We start from the raw sequence: 16,149 nt of genomic DNA on the forward strand, positions 1-16,149 counted from the left end.
ATTTAGCGCTGATATTGCTGATCGCTGACCTGCTCCAGCCAGTCAACCGGCGAGCCGTTCAGTGACTCAGCGATAGCAATATGCGTCATGGCGTTATCCGGCGTTGCACCGTGCCAGTGCTTCACGTTTTCCGGGATCCAGACGATATCACCGGTGTTCATCACCTGAATGGCTTCACCCTCACACTGAATCCAGCCCTGGCCATGCGTGACGATCAGGGTTTGCCCGAGTGGATGGGTATGCCATGCGGTGCGGGCACCCGGTTCAAAAGTCACCGTTGCGCCACCCACGCGGGCGGGTTCGGTTGCCTGGAATGGTGCATCAATCCGAACCGTGCCGGTAAAATATTCAGCAGGTCCTTTACGCGAAGGCAGCGATCCGTTGGCGATAATTTTCATTACTCACTCCTGTTGTTAACGTGTCATGCACAGTGTAACCGGCAAGCCGGAGCGTGATTAGCCCGCTCAGTCGGCAAACGGTTATGAGCCGGGCTCATTAATTGCCTGACAGTTTTTCAGGCTGTCATGTTGTAACGGGTGATGATGTTGATTTTAGAGTAGGGCGCGGGCGGTTCTGAGGCGGGCAAAAATCCATGAAACGCCAGCAGCGTTCTGAAGGCGTGCAGCGCATCAAGCTGTAAATTATGCTCGATTAATGCATCAATTTTACCGGCCTGCAGCAGTGCACGATTCTCACGATCGAGATCGTGACCAATAAAAGCGTTAACCGTCCGCTTTTGTTCGGCAAAAGCGCGCAGTATGCCGGGATTACCGCCACCGACTGTGTAGACCGCATCTGCATCCGGATGTCTCTGCAAAAACTGTGTCACCGACTGCTGCATCCGGGCGTCAATGCCATAACCGCCTGCCACCACGCTCACCTGATGCTGGGGCGCAAACTCCTGCATTGCTCGCTGAAACCCCTGAATTCTCTCCTGTTCGCCAATGAAATCGTGACTGCCGGTCACAGCCACAATATGCGAACGACTCACCCGCAGCCATTTTGACATCAGAAAAGCCGCCACTTTACCGGCATCAAAATTATCCATGCCGATATAGCGCAGGCGCGCGCTGCCGGGCAGGTCACTCATCATGGTGACCACCGGAACGCGTTGTTTCAGCAGTGATTCAAGGGTGGGATGAAGTTCACCAGAACAGGCTGCCTTAAGAATGACGCCGTGACTATGCAACGCTTTTTTATTCAGCAGCGCGTTAATCGCCTCCGCAGTCAAATTCGCGCCGAAGTGGAAACGCAGCTGAAGTTTAAAGGCAGTAAAACTGGCAATCTGACTGCTGAACGCCTCACGTATCAGTGGCTGAAAGCGGTCAGGTGTATGCATGATGACGTCGAAATAGATCGTTCTTCCCCTGGCGAGTCCCGCTTTTTGCATCAGTTCCAGGTCCGCTATCGCCTGCTGGATTCGGTGCTGGGTCGTGGCATGCACGTTACCGCGCTGATGCAGGGCTCGGTCGATGGTCGCCAGACTGAGTCCCGACTGGGCAGCAATCTGTTTCAGGGTAAATTTAGCCATGTGCTGCTCGTGACACCAGAGGATGACGATAGTTTTATCATACTGCTGGCCATTGTCAGATGATCATTTGTGAAAGGCTGGTCAGCACATATCAGGCCGGGAAAGCTGCCCCGCAGGTTATCGCAACAAACAGTGAGTCGTAAAAGTGTTTATAACACATTCAGCCAAAAGTCTGTTTCCGCGATATATAACTATCCAACTCTCAATATACATGGGCATAAATAGATTACAGCGGTTGCTACCACGTTTTGGCTATTTATAGCTTCAGGGCTGCATGGGGTGAAAATAAAGCAAGATAATATTCTGAGGTTGTATAGTTAATAACCTTTTTGCCGCTTCGCTTATATTTCCCGCTTGACGGCTTTTTTGTTTTTTGGCTCCCGCTAATGATAGACTGTATATGCATACACCATCGGGAGGTCGTGTGAAGTACGACAACGATAATGAAATCCGTGCGCTGGTCGGTGCGGTAGTCAGTGATTTGATCAAGGCGGGAGAGCCGGTTCATTTCCACGACATTACGGACGCGCTGTTTCGCCTGAGCGAAGAGACGCGTGACAGCAGGCTGAAAGCATTGTGTCAGGAAGCGATAAGCTTTTTCACCCGGAAGATGCATTAAGGTTGCCAGGCCTGATGCCGGGCGTTGTCCCGGCCTGTGTCATGATAGCGTCCCTGCTACCTTTGACATCGGCGAGCATAAGAGGCTTTGCATATTGCTCGCAGCATTTAAAAGGGATTTTACTGTGAGTCGGTCGTTTCTTTTTTATTCAGCGAGACGGTTGATGACCGCATTAAAAAATGTCAGTCAGATCTTTCTGTTGATTATTCATTAGGGGTGGCAAATTTCTGATAAAGAAGTTCGCCTTTTCATTGGCAGGTCTTATTAAGCCTGAATGATCATCATCTGGCATGATTGCAAAAAAGCGTTATCGTCGGGATCAAATCCCTGCTACATCATTAACCTGCAAAAGAATTTTTATATCGGATAATTTCTGTGTGGCATATCGGGTATACAGCGAAAGTGAGGGAAGGAAACAAAAGCGGGCGAGGGGGAAGAGTATCCTGCGTTACCAGAGGTAACGCAGAATGGCGTATCAGATGCCGGTATCGTCTGGCGTGCGGCCAACCACGATTTCCAGCGTTTTGCGTAACACATCCAGCCTGACAACATCTGAAGTGCATTCCAGTTCAGCGATCAAATAGAGGATGATCGCTTTATTGGTTACACGTCCCTGATCAGCAACAATGTCACGAATCACTGCGCCCAGCAGTTCAGTTTCCGGAGCAAGCTGATCGCCTGCGCTACGGAAGTAGTCAATAATTGAAGAATCTGATGATGAATGCTGCATGATTATTCTTTCTCTGAGGAAAATGAGTCAGATGCAATGGTTGAAGTCAAAAACGAGTGTAGGCGCAGTTTTCGTTTTGCCCAGCCCGCCTTAAAAATTCTGTTCAGGTCTGCCGCTTCGCTTAAAATTAGCCGCATGTATCAGGTACGCAGTACGCTCAATCAGTGCTTTTTCGAACCTTCAGGCGGGCCATCACTGTTCATACGATGAGCCGTGTTATCACGTTCGGCACCGTCGCCCTGCACGCGTTTGCGCGCGGCAACCATACCATTACGGACTTCAGTGATGGCTTTGCGAATCACTGACACTTTCACGTCGTCGTCAGCATCAGCAGCCATCAGTTCGAGCTGTGCGATTAAGGCGTTACTGGATACCGGTTTGTCTGACTTGAGTAATGTCAGAACGGCTTCGCCGATCATGACATCTGTCAGTTTCTCATCTTCACTTCTGTACATACTGGCTTCTCTGATTGCGAATCAATGGCCATGCTGCGGGTCCGTATGCGTCAGCGGGTGCGACTTAGTGCACCCGATACGGGAAGCAGAACTGGGCTTTGTTGCTAGGATAGATCTTCCTGGGTGATGGCTGAAACAGGCGTCCTGATTAACATGCACGACCGTGAGAGGGCATTAATCTTCGCGACGAAACAGCATCGCAATGAGTTCATGCAGATGACTCTCTTCTTCTGGCGTGGCAGCCAGTTCAAGGCGACTCAGCAGTTTACTGCAAATCGTTTTCCGACTAAGGCTATGACCTGCGCGCAGAATTTCCACCACAACCGAACCCAGCGTCTCCTGTTGCGACGGTGAGCTGGCCTGATTGAAGTAACGGGCAATATCGCTGATCGTTTCCGGGGCTTGTCCGTTCTGACGCATGTTGTTGTCCTCAGGTGGTTTAAATGTATGCACTCTTGATGCGCAAGTTATACATCTTTGCAAAACTTGTACAGAATTTTGGATTTTTAGGATTAATTTTTTTGTGCAAAAAGTGCTAAGGCTTTTAAAACAGGGTGTTACGAGGAGTTTGTGGCGAGGTAAAAATTGTACCAGATTCTTGTATCATTCACACCCCACCGACGCTCCGACCTGAATATTAAGGCCGGAGAGGAAAGGCATACATGGATTAGTGTTTAAAGAAGATGTCATCGGCAGAGACGGGAGCAGCGGGCTCTTTGCCAGTGGTTTTGGCAAGCCAGGTCGCCGGGGCGGTGCTGCGGGAACCGATGGTTTTGAACCCCATCAGCCATTGAAGCGCATGCTGCATCTGCTCAAGGCGAGTCTCATTAACTTCAGAGTCAGCCATGACCCTTAGTTCATTAATCAGCAGTTCAACATTCACTTCCTGACCGGCATTAAACAGGTTCATTGCGGCTTCGCCAATGATGACATTCGCTTTTTCGTCGCTGGAAAAATACAAATTATCCTCCTGGGTGATTGCGGTAAGTAACATTAACTGTAGCAAAAAAATTTACGAAGCTTAATCAATTCAGCCTATCAATAAGATTATTTTAATTGTCGGTCTGCTATGCGTGTCATGTGAGTGCCGCCAGGTGTCAGAACGCTTTTCGGTCAATTGCACAGCCAGGATGGGCTTTTTGTAATCCTGTTATCGTTCCTGCGGTTTACTCAACCACAGATGAGAAAGGCGTAAAACCCGGTTATAGCTATACATCACGCTTTCCATAAACTTCCCATCATTGAAATTAAATTTCTATATATCAACAAGTAAAGCGATTCGCTTACAAAACTTCACATTCGGGCCCGGACGCTGAAGAAACTTCACAACCCTTCGCTGTTACAAAGGTATAGCCTGTGCTATAAAAAATAGCCTATGCTAATTATGTTCTGTTTTTAATCACCTCTGGAGATCGCCCTATGGTCCCGAAAAGAAAAATAACCATGATGCTACTGAGTGCGCTACTGACAACCCTGATGGCGACCAGCAGCTATGCAGCAGAAAAATTTAAGGTAGTGACGACGTTTACGGTCATCGCTGACATGGTAAAAAACGTGGCGGGCGATGCGGCCGAAGTCACTTCCATTACCAAACCGGGTGCTGAAATACACGAATATCAGCCGACGCCCGGCGATATCAAACGGGCGCAGGGTGCGCAGTTAATCATGGCGAACGGGCTTAATCTCGAACGCTGGTTTGAGCGTTTTTATCAGCATCTGGATGGGGTGCCGGAAGTGATTGTCTCTGCCGGGGTAAAACCGATCGGTATTGGCGAGGGGCCTTATAACGGTAAACCGAATCCGCACGCCTGGATGTCTCCGGACAATGCGCTGATCTATGTCGATAATATCCGTGATGCGCTGGTGAAATATGACCCGGCGCATGCGGAAACCTATCGTCAGAACGCAGCTGCCTACAAACAAAAAATCACCGCAGCGCTGGATCCGCTTCGCCAGCAGATTGCCAACATCCCGGAGGATAAACGCTGGATGGTGACCAGCGAAGGCGCATTCTCCTATCTGGCTCGCGACCTGGGTATGAAAGAACTCTACCTGTGGCCTGTAAATGCTGATCAGCAAGGCACGCCGCAACAGGTGAGAAAAGTGATCGACCAGGTCAAGAAAAATGCGATTCCGGCGGTGTTCAGTGAAAGCACCGTGTCGGATAAGCCAGCCCGCCAGGTCGCGCGGGAAACGGGTGCGCATTACGGTGGGGTGCTTTACGTCGACTCATTAAGCAACGCTCAGGGACCGGTGCCGACCTATCTTGATCTGCTCAGAGTCACCACGGAGACGCTGGCGCAGGGCATTAAAGCGGGAGAGAAAGCGCAATGACAGACACCATCGTGGTTTCCGATGTTACCGTGACCTATCGCAACGGTCACACCGCGTTGCATGATGCCAGCTTCAGCGTGCCGGGCGGATCGATTGCGGCGCTGGTGGGCGTCAATGGCTCAGGTAAGTCAACCCTGTTCAAAGCGCTGATGGGCTTTGTCCGGCTCGCCAGCGGCAGCATCTCAGTGCTCGGCATGCCAACCCGTGAAGCACTGCGTCAGAGTCTGGTCGCGTATGTGCCGCAGTCGGAAGAGGTGGACTGGTCTTTTCCGGTGCTGGTGGAAGATGTGGTAATGATGGGTCGCTATGGTCATATGGGCCTGCTGCGTCGACCGAAACCGCACGACCAGCAAATTGTCAGTAATGCGCTGGCGCGGGTCGATATGCTGGATTACCGGCATCGTCAAATCGGTGAACTCTCCGGCGGACAGAAGAAAAGGGTATTTCTGGCGCGCGCCATTGCCCAGCAGGGCAGCGTTATCCTGCTGGATGAGCCGTTTACCGGCGTGGACGTTCAGACTGAGGCCAGAATCATCAGTCTGCTGGGTGAGCTGCGCGATGAAGGCAAGACCATGCTGGTCTCAACGCATAATCTGGGATCGGTCACGGAGTTCTGCGATTACACGGTTATGGTTAAAGGCACCATTCTGGCCAGCGGCCCGACCCGCACCACCTTTACTGCCGCCAACCTTGAGCGTGCATTCAGTGGGGTGCTGCGTCATGTGATGGTGAAAGGGCTGGACGATCAGATTATCACCGACGATGAGCGGCCTTTTATTGCGCCACGTACGGCACCTGAAGACGGGAACTGACCATGGAACTGTTACTGGAGCCTTTTGGTTATCACTACATGCTCAACGCGATGTGGGTCTCCGCCATGGTCGGCGGCCTGTGTGCGTTTCTCTCCTGCTACCTGATGCTCAAAGGCTGGTCGCTGATTGGCGATGCGCTGTCGCACTCCATCGTGCCGGGCGTAGCGGGTGCTTACATGCTGGGACTGCCCTTTGCGCTGGGCGCGTTTCTCTCTGGTGGGCTGGCGGCGGGCAGTATGCTGTTACTCAATCAGCGCACCCGCTTAAAAGAAGATGCAATCATCGGCCTGATCTTCTCCTCCTTCTTTGGTCTGGGTCTGTTTATGGTGTCGCTCAATCCGACCGCGGTAAACATTCAGACCATTGTGCTCGGCAATATTCTGGCGATTGCGCCCGCGGATATACTCCAGCTGGCGCTGATTGGCGGGCTGTCGATCATCATTCTGCTGTTTAAGTGGAAGGATCTGATGGTCACCTTCTTTGATGAGAATCACGCGCGCGCCATCGGACTGCGTCCTGAACGACTGAAAGTCCTCTTCTTTACCCTGCTGGCAGTCTCAACCGTGGCGGCGCTGCAAACCGTCGGTGCATTTCTGGTGATCTGTCTGGTGGTGACGCCAGGCGCGACGGCCTGGATGCTCACCGACCGCTTCCCGCGTCTGCTGATGATTGCCGTAGCGATTGGCAGTATCACCAGTTTTCTCGGTGCGTGGGCGAGTTACTACCTGGATGGCGCAACGGGCGGCATCATCGTGGTGGCGCAGACGTTGTTGTTCCTGCTGGCGTTTGTCTTTGCGCCCAAACATGGCTTGCTGGCTAACCGGCGTCGTGGCCGCCATCGTCCCGAAAAGGAGCCTGGCTGATGTGGATCTTTGAACCTTTCCAGTTCGCTTTTATGAACAGCGCGTTGCTGATTGCGCTGGTGGTGGCGATCCCCTGTGCGCTGCTGTCGGTCTTTCTGGTACTGAAAGGCTGGGCGCTGATGGGCGATGCCATGAGCCATGCGGTATTCCCTGGCATCGTCCTCGCCTGGATGGCCGGGCTGCCGCTGGCGGTGGGCGCGTTTGTCGCCGGTCTGTTCTGTGCCGTTGCCAGTGGATTTCTGCAGGACAACAGTCGTATCAAGCAGGATACGGTGCTGGGAATCGTCTTTTCCGGCATGTTCGCGGTGGGATTGATCCTCTATATCGCCGTGAAGCCGGAGGTGCATCTTGATCACATTCTGTTTGGTGACATGCTCGGCATTACGGGCGCTGACATAATTCAGACCTCGCTTATCGCAGCGGTGATCGTTGGGGTCATTGCGGTGAAATGGCGTGATTTTATGCTATTCAGTTTTGATCCACAGCAGGCGCAGGTCTCTGGCTTACCCGCACGCTGGCTGCATTATGGGCTGCTCTGCATGGTCTCGCTGACCATTGTGGCGACGCTGAAAGCAGTAGGGATCATCCTGTCGATTTCCCTGCTGATCGCGCCCGGTGCTATCGCAGTTCTGCTTACCCGCCGCTTTTCACATGCGCTGCTGGTGGCGGTCATGGTGTCGGTGCTGGTGTCGCTGAGTGGGGTCTATCTCTCGTTCTTTATCGACAGCGCGCCAGCACCCACGATCGTGGTGCTCTTTGCAATGGTGTTTATCGTGGCGATGGTGATTTCAGGCCGCAAAACGCGACAGCTTGAACGACAGCGGCTTAATGCCAGCTGACTGGCTATCGCGGCTGTCTCTCAACCGCGATAGCGCACCGCATCAATCAAACGTGTAAAGGCGCTGGTGTGCTGTCTGCGGCTGGGATAGTAAAGATAATAACCCGGAAAAGGCTCACACCAGTCAGCCAAAACCTGAACCAGACGGCCACTTTTAAGGTGTTCCGCAACGCTATCCTGCGGCACATAGCAGATCCCCATCCCGCTCAGTGCGGCATCAATGCGCGACGCGAGATGATTAAAAATTAACTGACCCTGCGTTTTGACCCTGATCTCCTTGCCATCACGCATAAACTCCCAGTTATAGAGGCCACCCAGCGTCGGCAGCCGCAGGTTGATGCAGTTATGATGCTGTAAATCATAGGGAGTCTCAGGTCTGCCGTGCTGATCAAAATAGCTGCTGGCTGCCACCACGCACATATTCCAGTCCGGCCCGATGCGTACCGCCACCATATCCTTTTCGACCTGCTCACCCAGTCGCACGCCTGCATCGAAACGGCCGCTGACAATATCGGTCAGACTGTTATCCACCGACACTTCAACATGGACATCGGGGTATTGCTGAAGAAAGGGCCTGAGCAGCGGCCAGAGTGTAGAGGTGAGCGCATGTTCGCCTGCGGTGATACGAATGTTGCCGGAGATTTTACCCTGACTGTCAGTGACATTGACCAGTTCAGACTCAATCTCGCTGAACAGCGGGGCGAGGGTAGTGATCAGCCGTTCACCGGCTTCTGTCGGGGCAACGCTGCGAGTAGTGCGCGTCAGCAACCGGACGCTAAGACGCTCTTCCAGAGCGCGAATCGCGTGGCTCAGTGCCGACTGCGACACACCCAGCTTCGCCGCTGCCCGGGTGAAGCTGCGCTCTTCTGCTACCACCACCAGATAGATTAGATCGTTAAAATTTTCTTTCAGCATAGGCCCTCTGACCTGTTTGATCGGTTATCCCGGTCGGGACAGGCCGATTTATCGACGTTAACTACGGCTTCGCTACCCGACCTGCTATCAGACCCGAAATTGCCTTTCAGGGTTACACATTTCGCGGCAGGATTAATGAGGCGGACAGATAAACCCTATGAACGACGGCTATAAAAGCTTTTTTCAATAAAATTAATAAAATCATTTAGATGAGCGTTGTATGAACACATATTTATCCCGATTCAACCTCGCTCCGCCATTCAGATAACACTTACTTTTCCCGGCTTCCCCGCAAAATTGCCAAAAAGCTGCTAAACCTTAAAGCAGAGATACGCGCGTAAAGATTAGGGTTATCACGATTTTCCCCCGATTCGAACCCCGTCAGAAATAAACCTATAAAAAAATTACATCTTTTGGCCCCCAACAATGGGAAGCAGACAATGTCGGAAAAAATATCGCTAACAATGCAGGTTAATGGTCAGTCGCAGCAGATGCAGGTCGATCCCCGTGTCACCCTGCTTGATGCGCTGCGTGAGCATCTTAACCTGACCGGCACCAAAAAAGGGTGCGATCAGGGGCAGTGCGGTGCCTGCACGGTACTGATTAATGGCCAGCGGGTGCTGAGTTGCCTGACGCTGGCGGCTCAGGCGGATGGCGCCGAAGTGACCAGCATTGAAGGGCTGGCTTCCACCGAAGGTGAGCTGCACCCGGTGCAGCGCTGCTTTATGGAGAATGACGCCTTCCAGTGCGGCTACTGTACACCGGGTCAGATTATGTCCGCCGTCGCCTGCATCAAAGAGGGCCATGCGGGTTCAGAAGATGAGATCCGTGAGTATATGAGCGGCAACCTTTGCCGTTGTGGAGCATATCCGCACATTGTGGATGCGATTAAACAGGCCGCAGCAGAGATGGCGAAGGAGTCCGCATGAATGAATTCAGCTGGAAAGTCGCGCAGTCGCCTGAGGAAGCCGCAGCCCTGAAACAGCAGTCTGGCAGCCAGTTTCTGGCAGGGGGCACCACACAACTCGATCTGATGAAGTGTGGGGTCTTCACGCCGCCGCAGCTCATCGGCATCACTGGATTGACCGGGCTTAAAAACCTGCAGTTTGACGACGATAAGATCACGGCCGGCGCGCTGGTCACCATGAGCGGCCTGGCAGATCATCCCGCCTGCCAGCAGAACGCACCAGCCATCTACGGCAGCCTGTGGCAGGCCGCGTCACCGCAGATTCGTAACATGGCCACGCTGGGCGGTAATTTACGCCAGCGTACCCGTTGCGCCTATTACCGCGATCCGGCGACCTTTTCCGCCTGCAACAAACGCAATCCGGGTTCCGGCTGTGCCGCACTGGATGGGGTTAACAGCAATCATGCCATCCTGGGCGCCAGCGACAGCTGCATCGCGGTCTATCCCGGCGATCTGGCGGTGGCGCTGGTGGCGTTTGACGCCATCGTGGTCCTGCAGAATCAGCAGGGCGAAACCCGTCGCATCGCGATTGATGATTTCTTCCTGCTGCCGGGTGACACACCTGATCGTGAGCACGATCTGCGCGATGACGAAATTATTGTGGCCATTGAAGTGCCGCAAACCGAGTCACTGCGGCACTCACACTACCTTAAAGTCCGTGACCGCAGCTCTTATGAGTTTGCTGCAGCCAGCGCGGCCGCAGGCTTCACGCTGGAGAACGGCGTGATGCGTCAGGTGCATATTGCGCTGGGCGGCGTCGCCACCAAACCCTGGCGGGTCAGGTCGGTGGAGCAGGCGCTGGAGGGCCAGCCGTTTAATGAAGAGACGGTCTTCCAGGCGGCAGAACGGATTACTCAGGAGACGCAGGCGCTGACCCACAACGCCTATAAAGTAAAACTGGCGCCGCGTGTGATTGCACGTGCGCTGATGGCAGCAGGAGAAACCGCATGAGTGACGTAAATGACAAAGCACGTCGGGAGTTACTGAAGGCGACGGCGGCGATCTCAGCGGCGGGCAGCCTGAGTCTGAGTATGCAAAGCGCCAGTGCCAGTGATACTGCCACGGCGGAACCAGAAACCACCGATCCGATTGAGGGACTGGGCGCCGGGCGCTCGCGGGGTGACGGCAAAGTAAAAGTCACCGGTGAGGCGCGGTATGCTGTAGAACATCAGCCGGGAAATCCGCTCTATGGCGTGGTGATCCAGTCTACTGTTGCCAGCGGCCGTATCAGCCGGATGTCGACGGAAAAGGCGCAGCAGGCCTCGGGTGTGGTGGCGGTTTATACCCATCTGAATAGCCTGAAGATCAACAAACCCACCGCGATTGCAGACGGCGGCGCGGCGCAGTCAACCTATACCCCGATTCAGGACGATGTGATTATTCATAATGGCCAGAACATCGGTCTGGTGGTGGCAGAGACGTTTGAGCAGGCAACTTATGCCGCCTCGCTGGTGGAGATCGACTATGAAACCTCGCCTGCACTGATTTTTGCCACCGATGAGGGTGTCGAACCTAAACCAGTATCGAAACAGGATATCGATATGGGCGATGCACAGGCGGCGATGCAGCAGGCCGAGGTGCGTCTGAGCCAGCGCTATACCACGCCGCGCGAATACAACATGCCGATGGAACCGCACGCCTGTGTCGCTGAGTGGCAGGATGGACGCATTACCGTCTGGGAGCCGAGTCAGTGGGTGGCAGGCGCGCAGGTGGAAATCGCCGAGTGGATGGGCATTGACGTTGAAGATGTGCGGATTATTTCACCCTATGTCGGCGGGGGATTTGGGTCCAAGCCGGTGCCTTACACCCACGTCGCGCTGGCCAGTGTGGCATCACGAGCGCTGAAGCGTCCGATCAAAGTGTCGCTGACCCGACCGCAGACCTTTACCGGTCTGGGCGGACGTCCCGCCACCTCGCAGCAGCTGGAGCTGGGTGCCTCGCGTGACGGCAAGATCCAGGCGATTATCCAGCGCAGCTTCAGTGAAACGTCATTAATCGATGTATTTGCTGAGAACTGCAGCAAAGTCACCGCCCGCATGTATGCGGTGGGCAACGTCTCCGCCCAGCATCAGGTCAGGCCGATCAATACCGTGACGCCAGGCTGGATGCGTGCGCCAGGCGAAAACCCCAGCGCCTTTGGTCTTGAAGTGGCTATGGATGAGATGGCCTATGCCCTGAATATCGATCCGCTGGAACTGCGTCTGCGCAACTGGGCGGACAAAGATTATCAGCTCGATCTGCCGTGGAGTTCGCGTCGCCTGAAAGAAGCCTATCAGAAAGGGGCTGAGGCCTTTGGCTGGGATAAGCGCATTATGACGCCGCGGTCGATGCGCGAAGGGCGTGAACTGATTGGCTGGGGCATGGCCTCTGGCACCTATCCGGTCAACAAACTGCCTGCTGAGGCAAAAATCATCCTGACGCCACAGGGTAAATTTGTGGTGCAGTGCGCCGGTGCGGATATCGGCACCGGGACCTATACCATCCTGGCGCAGACCGCTGCCGACATTCTTGGCGTCGCCTCTGCCACCATCGAGGTTCAGCTGGGTGATACCGAGCTGCCGCGTGCCGGTGTCGCAGGTGGATCGCAGCTGGCGGGCAACGTGACCGCGGCGGTGAACGATACCGCCAGACGAATGCGCGACCAGCTGCTGAAACTCGCCAGCGAGCTGCCACAGTCGCCACTGAATGGCACTCCGGCATCTCAGCTCACGCTGAAAGGCGACGGGGTTCAGCATAATCTGCGCAGCGGTCTGGCGGTCTCATTTGCCCGGCTGGCAAGCCTGGCACCGGCGGAGAGTCTGACGGTGAAAGGCGGCACTTTCCCGGACGATCTGTCACAGAGCGAGCGCGACAAGATGGTGCGCAACCTTAATGACATGAGCCGCCCTGAAAAATTCTCGGCCCACAGCTGGAGCGCGCAGTTTGTGGAAGTGCGGGTCGATGAAGATTTCGGCACTATCCGGGTCAAACGGATGGTGGCGGCGCTCGACAGCGGTCGTCTCTACAACCCTAAACTGGCGCGCAGCCAGTGGATTGGCGGCATGATCATGGGCGTCGGTCAGGCGCTGATGGAAGAGGGCATCGTCGATCCGCGCAATGGTCGGGTGATCAACAACAACCTGGCGGACTATCTGGTGCCGGTTAACGGTGACATCCCGAGCATTACCACCATCAACGTTGGCGAGCCCGATTTTGAGGCGACCACCATGGGCGGTAAAGCCGTGGGTGAGCTGGGTATCGTGGGCGTGGCGGCAGCCATCAGTAATGCGGTGTTCCATGCCACCGGTAAGCGGGTGCGCGACTTACCTATTACTCTCGATAAGATTATCTGAGCCTGTTCCTGACCTGCTGCCAGCAGGTTGATGTGAGGATATGCGGGCGCGGGCTGAAACCTGCGCCCGTTTTTCACGCTTAGCGGAGAGAAAGAGTGAAGATAGCGTTGATTGTGCTGGCCGCCGGGCTGAGTCGCCGTTTTCGCCAGCAGGCGGGTGAGCATAAGCTGCTGGCCGATCTGAATGGCAAACCGGTGCTGCAACGCACGCTGGAGCAGGCCGCTGCCAGTGGTCTTGACCTGTTTGTGGTCACGCGCCCGGACGCCGCTGCGCTTAAGGCGCTCTGCTCGCAGGCTACCCTGGTGCTGTGTGACAGCGGCGGGCTGGGCGAATCAATCGCCGCAGGTGTCAAAGCCAGCCGTGACTATGACGGCTGGCTGATTGCGCTGGGCGATATGCCGTTTGTCACGCCTGAAAGTTACCGCGCCGTCAGCGCCGCGCTGGCGGACGCGCCGATCGTCAGGCCGTGGATTGACGGCAGGCCGGGCCATCCGGTTGGCTTTCAGCACCCCTGCTATCCGATGCTGAGCACGCTACAGGGCGATGCCGGGCCGCAGGCGGCGGTGAAGTCACTCGCCGTCCGGCTGCCGCTTCAGGATCGCGGCTGTTTGTGTGATATCGATCTCCCTGCTGATCTGCAGTTAATAAAGGAATTTTCATGATTACGCTGGATCAACGTGTGATTAATGCGGCACTGAGTAGCTGCCAGGCGGGTCAGCAGGTCTGGCTCTGCACGGTGCTGCGCACCTATGGATCTTCGCCGCGCGCGCCTGGCACCCTGATGACGGTCAACGAAACGGGTGCTTACTGCGGATCGCTGTCGGGCGGCTGCATTGAAGAGGACTTTCTGGCGCAACTGGCGGCAGGAGCCTATCGCGCCAGCAGTCAGCGGGTGCGGTACGGTGAAGGCGGAATGCGTCCTGACGTCAGCCTGCCGTGCGGCGGCAGCCTGGAGATCGTCATTGAGTTTCTGCCGCCCGATGATGCCACGCTGGCGCTGCTGACGGCCATGCAGCGCGCGCTGAGCGGACAGCAGCCGATGGTGAAAATGATACGACCCGGCGAACGTGCGCAGTGGGAAGTGCTCGCCCCTGACAGGGTGTTGCCTGCGCTGGATGCCAGTGAACAGCAGATGTTACTGCCGGTTGGTGCGATACCGGAACTGCTGATCGCGGGCTACTCGACTGTGGCATATGAGTGCATCCGGCTCGGGCAGATGCTGGGATTTCACGTGCGGGTCTGTGAGCACCGACCGGAGATGCTGACGGAGCTGGAGAGCCACTTCAGCGCTGCGGACAACGTGACGCTGGTGTCACAGCATCCGGCGCGCTGGCTGGAGCTGAACGGCGCGCATGCAGCGGTGGCGATTGTGGCACTGACCCACGATCCCCGCATTGATGACCTGACGATGATGGAGGCGATCGCGACACCCGCGTTCTATATCGGCATCATGGGCTCGGCGAAAAATAGCGAGAAACGACGGGCGCGACTGCAACAGATCGCCGGCATGGATCGTGCCGAACTGGACCGCATCCATGCGCCCATCGGCCTGCCTATCGGCAGCAAAACCCCGGCGGAGATTGCGCTGTCGGTGATGGCCGATATCGTCCGGGTGAAAAATCGCGGGCTGTCAGCCGCCTGAGTCCGACGTCGCCTCCGGTGCGAGCCGGTAGAGGTAGCTGCCCGAATAGGGGATCGGCAGGAAATCATGGAACAGCTGCCGCAATGTCTGTTCAGGATCGACATCGCGGAACAGTTGCGGATAGAGCGTGGTGGCGAAGAACTCTGTCGCTACCACGTGCCACGGACTGAGGTAAAAGTTGTGCCAGATTGCCCCGGCATGACCGTCCCGCAATGCCGTCAGCTGCTTCAGCGCATTCTGCTGACCGGTCAGCGCCAGCAGGCTCTGCCGGGTCTGCGCTGTTGTGACGGCGGGGCCGAGTTTTAAGGCTCCCGCTTCATCGGCGCTGCCGGTGCCGGTGGCGAAGTAAAAGTCGGGCTGTGCCGCAATCACACTCTCCTCACTCAGCCGTCCGAACACGCCTTTGATCTGCTGACTGGCGATGTTGTCGCCCCCGGCAAAGCGCAGCAGCTCACCCAGGTTGCCATTCACCGACGTCACGCAGCATTCACTGCGCCGCCCGAGATGCAGCTGCAAAAGAACTTTAGGTTTAGCTCCGTGATAGTCCGCCAGTCGGCTCTCAATGCGCTGCATGTGGCTGCGGTAAAAGCGATTGAAGTCAGCAGCCCGCTGGGGCTGATTCAGCACCTCGCCCAGCAGGGTCATGCTGCGCTCGGTATTTTTCAGCAGCTCAACCCGCAGATCGATCTTCACCACCGGGATATGCGCCGCGCTGAGCATCTTCTCCAGCACTGCTCCGCTTTCACTGCCGCGCGCCAGCTGCGGCAGGATCACCAGGTCCGGTTTCAGTGCGATCACCTGTTCGGGATTCATGTCATTGACGCCATCCAGACCCAGTACCGGAATTTCCTCCATCTGCGGAAACTTACTGGCAAAAATCTGCCAGGTCTGGGGATCAAACTTTTTCAGATCCTGTGGCCAGCCAGCGATATGCTGCAGCGGATTGCCGGGCGTCAGCAGCGCGACGCTGTAGAGCATCCGGCTTTCACCCAGCACAATACGCTGCGGATGGTCGGGTATCTCTACCTTACGGCCGGTGACGTCGGTCAGCGTGCGAGCGTGTGCGCCAGCGCTGACCAGTATCACGCTAAGCATTAATAACGCACAGCGC

Annotated in this window: 18 protein-coding genes; 10 read left to right on the forward strand and 8 right to left on the reverse strand. The window is 55.5% G+C overall.

What is annotated here, in order from left to right; genetic code table 11:
* Positions 1-2: 2 nt before the first annotated feature.
* Together ACXKZD_RS21330 and ACXKZD_RS21335 are read right to left on the reverse strand one after the other, a co-directional pair.
* Positions 3-398: a (R)-mandelonitrile lyase gene (locus ACXKZD_RS21330; protein ID WP_010246880.1), complete on the reverse strand. Its 396-nt coding sequence runs from the start codon at positions 396-398 to the stop codon at positions 3-5.
* Between the two features lie 116 nt (positions 399-514).
* Positions 515-1,531 (reverse strand): substrate-binding domain-containing protein, encoded by a 1,017-nt coding sequence (locus tag ACXKZD_RS21335; RefSeq protein ID WP_033760784.1) that lies wholly within the window; start codon positions 1,529-1,531, stop codon positions 515-517.
* 424 nt (positions 1,532-1,955) lie between these two features.
* Here ACXKZD_RS21335 and ACXKZD_RS21340 point away from each other — a divergent pair, with 424 nt between their 5' ends.
* Positions 1,956-2,150 carry a hypothetical protein gene (locus tag ACXKZD_RS21340; protein ID WP_010246886.1) on the forward strand — a complete coding sequence of 65 codons (195 nt, stop codon included), beginning with the start codon at positions 1,956-1,958 and terminating at the stop codon, positions 2,148-2,150.
* Positions 2,151-2,625: 475 nt separating this feature from the next.
* Here ACXKZD_RS21340 and ACXKZD_RS21345 read toward each other — a convergent pair whose 3' ends face one another.
* The 4 genes from ACXKZD_RS21345 to ACXKZD_RS21360 all read right to left on the reverse strand — a co-directional run bounded on the left by ACXKZD_RS21345 (position 2,626) and on the right by ACXKZD_RS21360 (position 4,296).
* Entirely contained in the window at positions 2,626-2,880 is a 255-nt protein-coding gene (locus ACXKZD_RS21345; RefSeq protein ID WP_010246887.1) for a biofilm/acid-resistance regulator YmgB/AriR, read from the reverse strand.
* 161 nt (positions 2,881-3,041) lie between these two features.
* A complete protein-coding gene (locus ACXKZD_RS21350) occupies positions 3,042-3,335 on the reverse strand; it encodes a hypothetical protein (RefSeq protein WP_010246889.1) in 294 nt (97 codons plus the stop codon).
* A gap of 174 nt (positions 3,336-3,509) precedes the next feature.
* A complete protein-coding gene (ycgZ, locus tag ACXKZD_RS21355) occupies positions 3,510-3,755 on the reverse strand; it encodes a regulatory protein YcgZ (RefSeq protein ID WP_010246891.1) in 246 nt (81 codons plus the stop codon).
* Positions 3,756-4,002: 247 nt separating this feature from the next.
* Positions 4,003-4,296, reverse strand: coding sequence for a hypothetical protein (locus ACXKZD_RS21360; protein WP_010246892.1), 294 nt, complete (start codon positions 4,294-4,296; stop codon positions 4,003-4,005).
* 482 nt (positions 4,297-4,778) lie between these two features.
* Between ACXKZD_RS21360 and ACXKZD_RS21365 the strand changes: the two genes are divergently transcribed.
* From ACXKZD_RS21365 to ACXKZD_RS21380, 4 genes are read left to right on the forward strand one after another with little or no spacing between them, the layout of a single operon-like run.
* The gene (locus ACXKZD_RS21365; RefSeq protein ID WP_392391721.1) at positions 4,779-5,669 is read left to right on the forward strand and encodes a metal ABC transporter substrate-binding protein; all 891 of its coding nucleotides are present in this window, start codon (positions 4,779-4,781) and stop codon (positions 5,667-5,669) included.
* Positions 5,666-6,481, forward strand: coding sequence for a manganese/iron ABC transporter ATP-binding protein (locus ACXKZD_RS21370; RefSeq protein ID WP_033768784.1), 816 nt, complete (start codon positions 5,666-5,668; stop codon positions 6,479-6,481). The genes ACXKZD_RS21365 and ACXKZD_RS21370 overlap by 4 nt, the downstream gene beginning before the upstream one ends.
* A 2-nt stretch (positions 6,482-6,483) precedes the next feature.
* The gene (gene sitC / locus ACXKZD_RS21375; protein WP_010246899.1) at positions 6,484-7,344 is read left to right on the forward strand and encodes an iron/manganese ABC transporter permease subunit SitC; all 861 of its coding nucleotides are present in this window, start codon (positions 6,484-6,486) and stop codon (positions 7,342-7,344) included.
* Positions 7,344-8,183 carry a metal ABC transporter permease gene (locus tag ACXKZD_RS21380; RefSeq protein WP_488982308.1) on the forward strand — a complete coding sequence of 280 codons (840 nt, stop codon included), beginning with the start codon at positions 7,344-7,346 and terminating at the stop codon, positions 8,181-8,183. The genes sitC and ACXKZD_RS21380 overlap by 1 nt, the downstream gene beginning before the upstream one ends.
* Before the next feature lie 20 nt (positions 8,184-8,203).
* Here ACXKZD_RS21380 and ACXKZD_RS21385 read toward each other — a convergent pair whose 3' ends face one another.
* Positions 8,204-9,097, reverse strand: a complete 894-nt coding sequence (locus ACXKZD_RS21385) for a LysR family transcriptional regulator (RefSeq protein WP_010246903.1) — start codon at positions 9,095-9,097, stop codon at positions 8,204-8,206.
* Between the two features lie 440 nt (positions 9,098-9,537).
* On the opposite strand from ACXKZD_RS21385, the gene ACXKZD_RS21390 reads away from it, so the two are divergent.
* The 5 genes from ACXKZD_RS21390 (at position 9,538) to ACXKZD_RS21410 (ending at position 15,038) form a co-directional block, all read left to right on the forward strand.
* A complete protein-coding gene (locus ACXKZD_RS21390) occupies positions 9,538-10,026 on the forward strand; it encodes a (2Fe-2S)-binding protein (protein WP_022624540.1) in 489 nt (162 codons plus the stop codon).
* The gene (locus tag ACXKZD_RS21395) at positions 10,023-11,015 is read left to right on the forward strand and encodes an FAD binding domain-containing protein (RefSeq protein ID WP_033760775.1); all 993 of its coding nucleotides are present in this window, start codon (positions 10,023-10,025) and stop codon (positions 11,013-11,015) included. Before ACXKZD_RS21390 ends, ACXKZD_RS21395 begins: the two co-directional genes overlap by 4 nt.
* A complete protein-coding gene (locus ACXKZD_RS21400; protein ID WP_082203976.1) occupies positions 11,012-13,396 on the forward strand; it encodes a xanthine dehydrogenase family protein molybdopterin-binding subunit in 2,385 nt (794 codons plus the stop codon). Before ACXKZD_RS21395 ends, ACXKZD_RS21400 begins: the two co-directional genes overlap by 4 nt.
* Positions 13,397-13,491: 95 nt before the next feature.
* Positions 13,492-14,058 (forward strand): nucleotidyltransferase family protein, encoded by a 567-nt coding sequence (locus ACXKZD_RS21405; RefSeq protein ID WP_033768802.1) that lies wholly within the window; start codon positions 13,492-13,494, stop codon positions 14,056-14,058.
* Complete coding sequence (locus ACXKZD_RS21410) at positions 14,055-15,038, forward strand: XdhC family protein (protein ID WP_033760766.1); 984 nt, start codon at positions 14,055-14,057, stop codon at positions 15,036-15,038. The genes ACXKZD_RS21405 and ACXKZD_RS21410 overlap by 4 nt, the downstream gene beginning before the upstream one ends.
* On the opposite strand, the gene ACXKZD_RS21415 is transcribed toward ACXKZD_RS21410, so the two are convergent.
* Complete coding sequence (locus ACXKZD_RS21415; RefSeq protein WP_488982352.1) at positions 15,027-16,133, reverse strand: ABC transporter substrate-binding protein; 1,107 nt, start codon at positions 16,131-16,133, stop codon at positions 15,027-15,029. The two genes, ACXKZD_RS21410 and ACXKZD_RS21415, sit on opposite strands and share 12 nt — an antisense overlap.
* Positions 16,134-16,149 lie beyond the last annotated feature (16 nt).

It is taken from the genome of Pantoea sp. ABR1s (genome assembly GCF_057812235.1).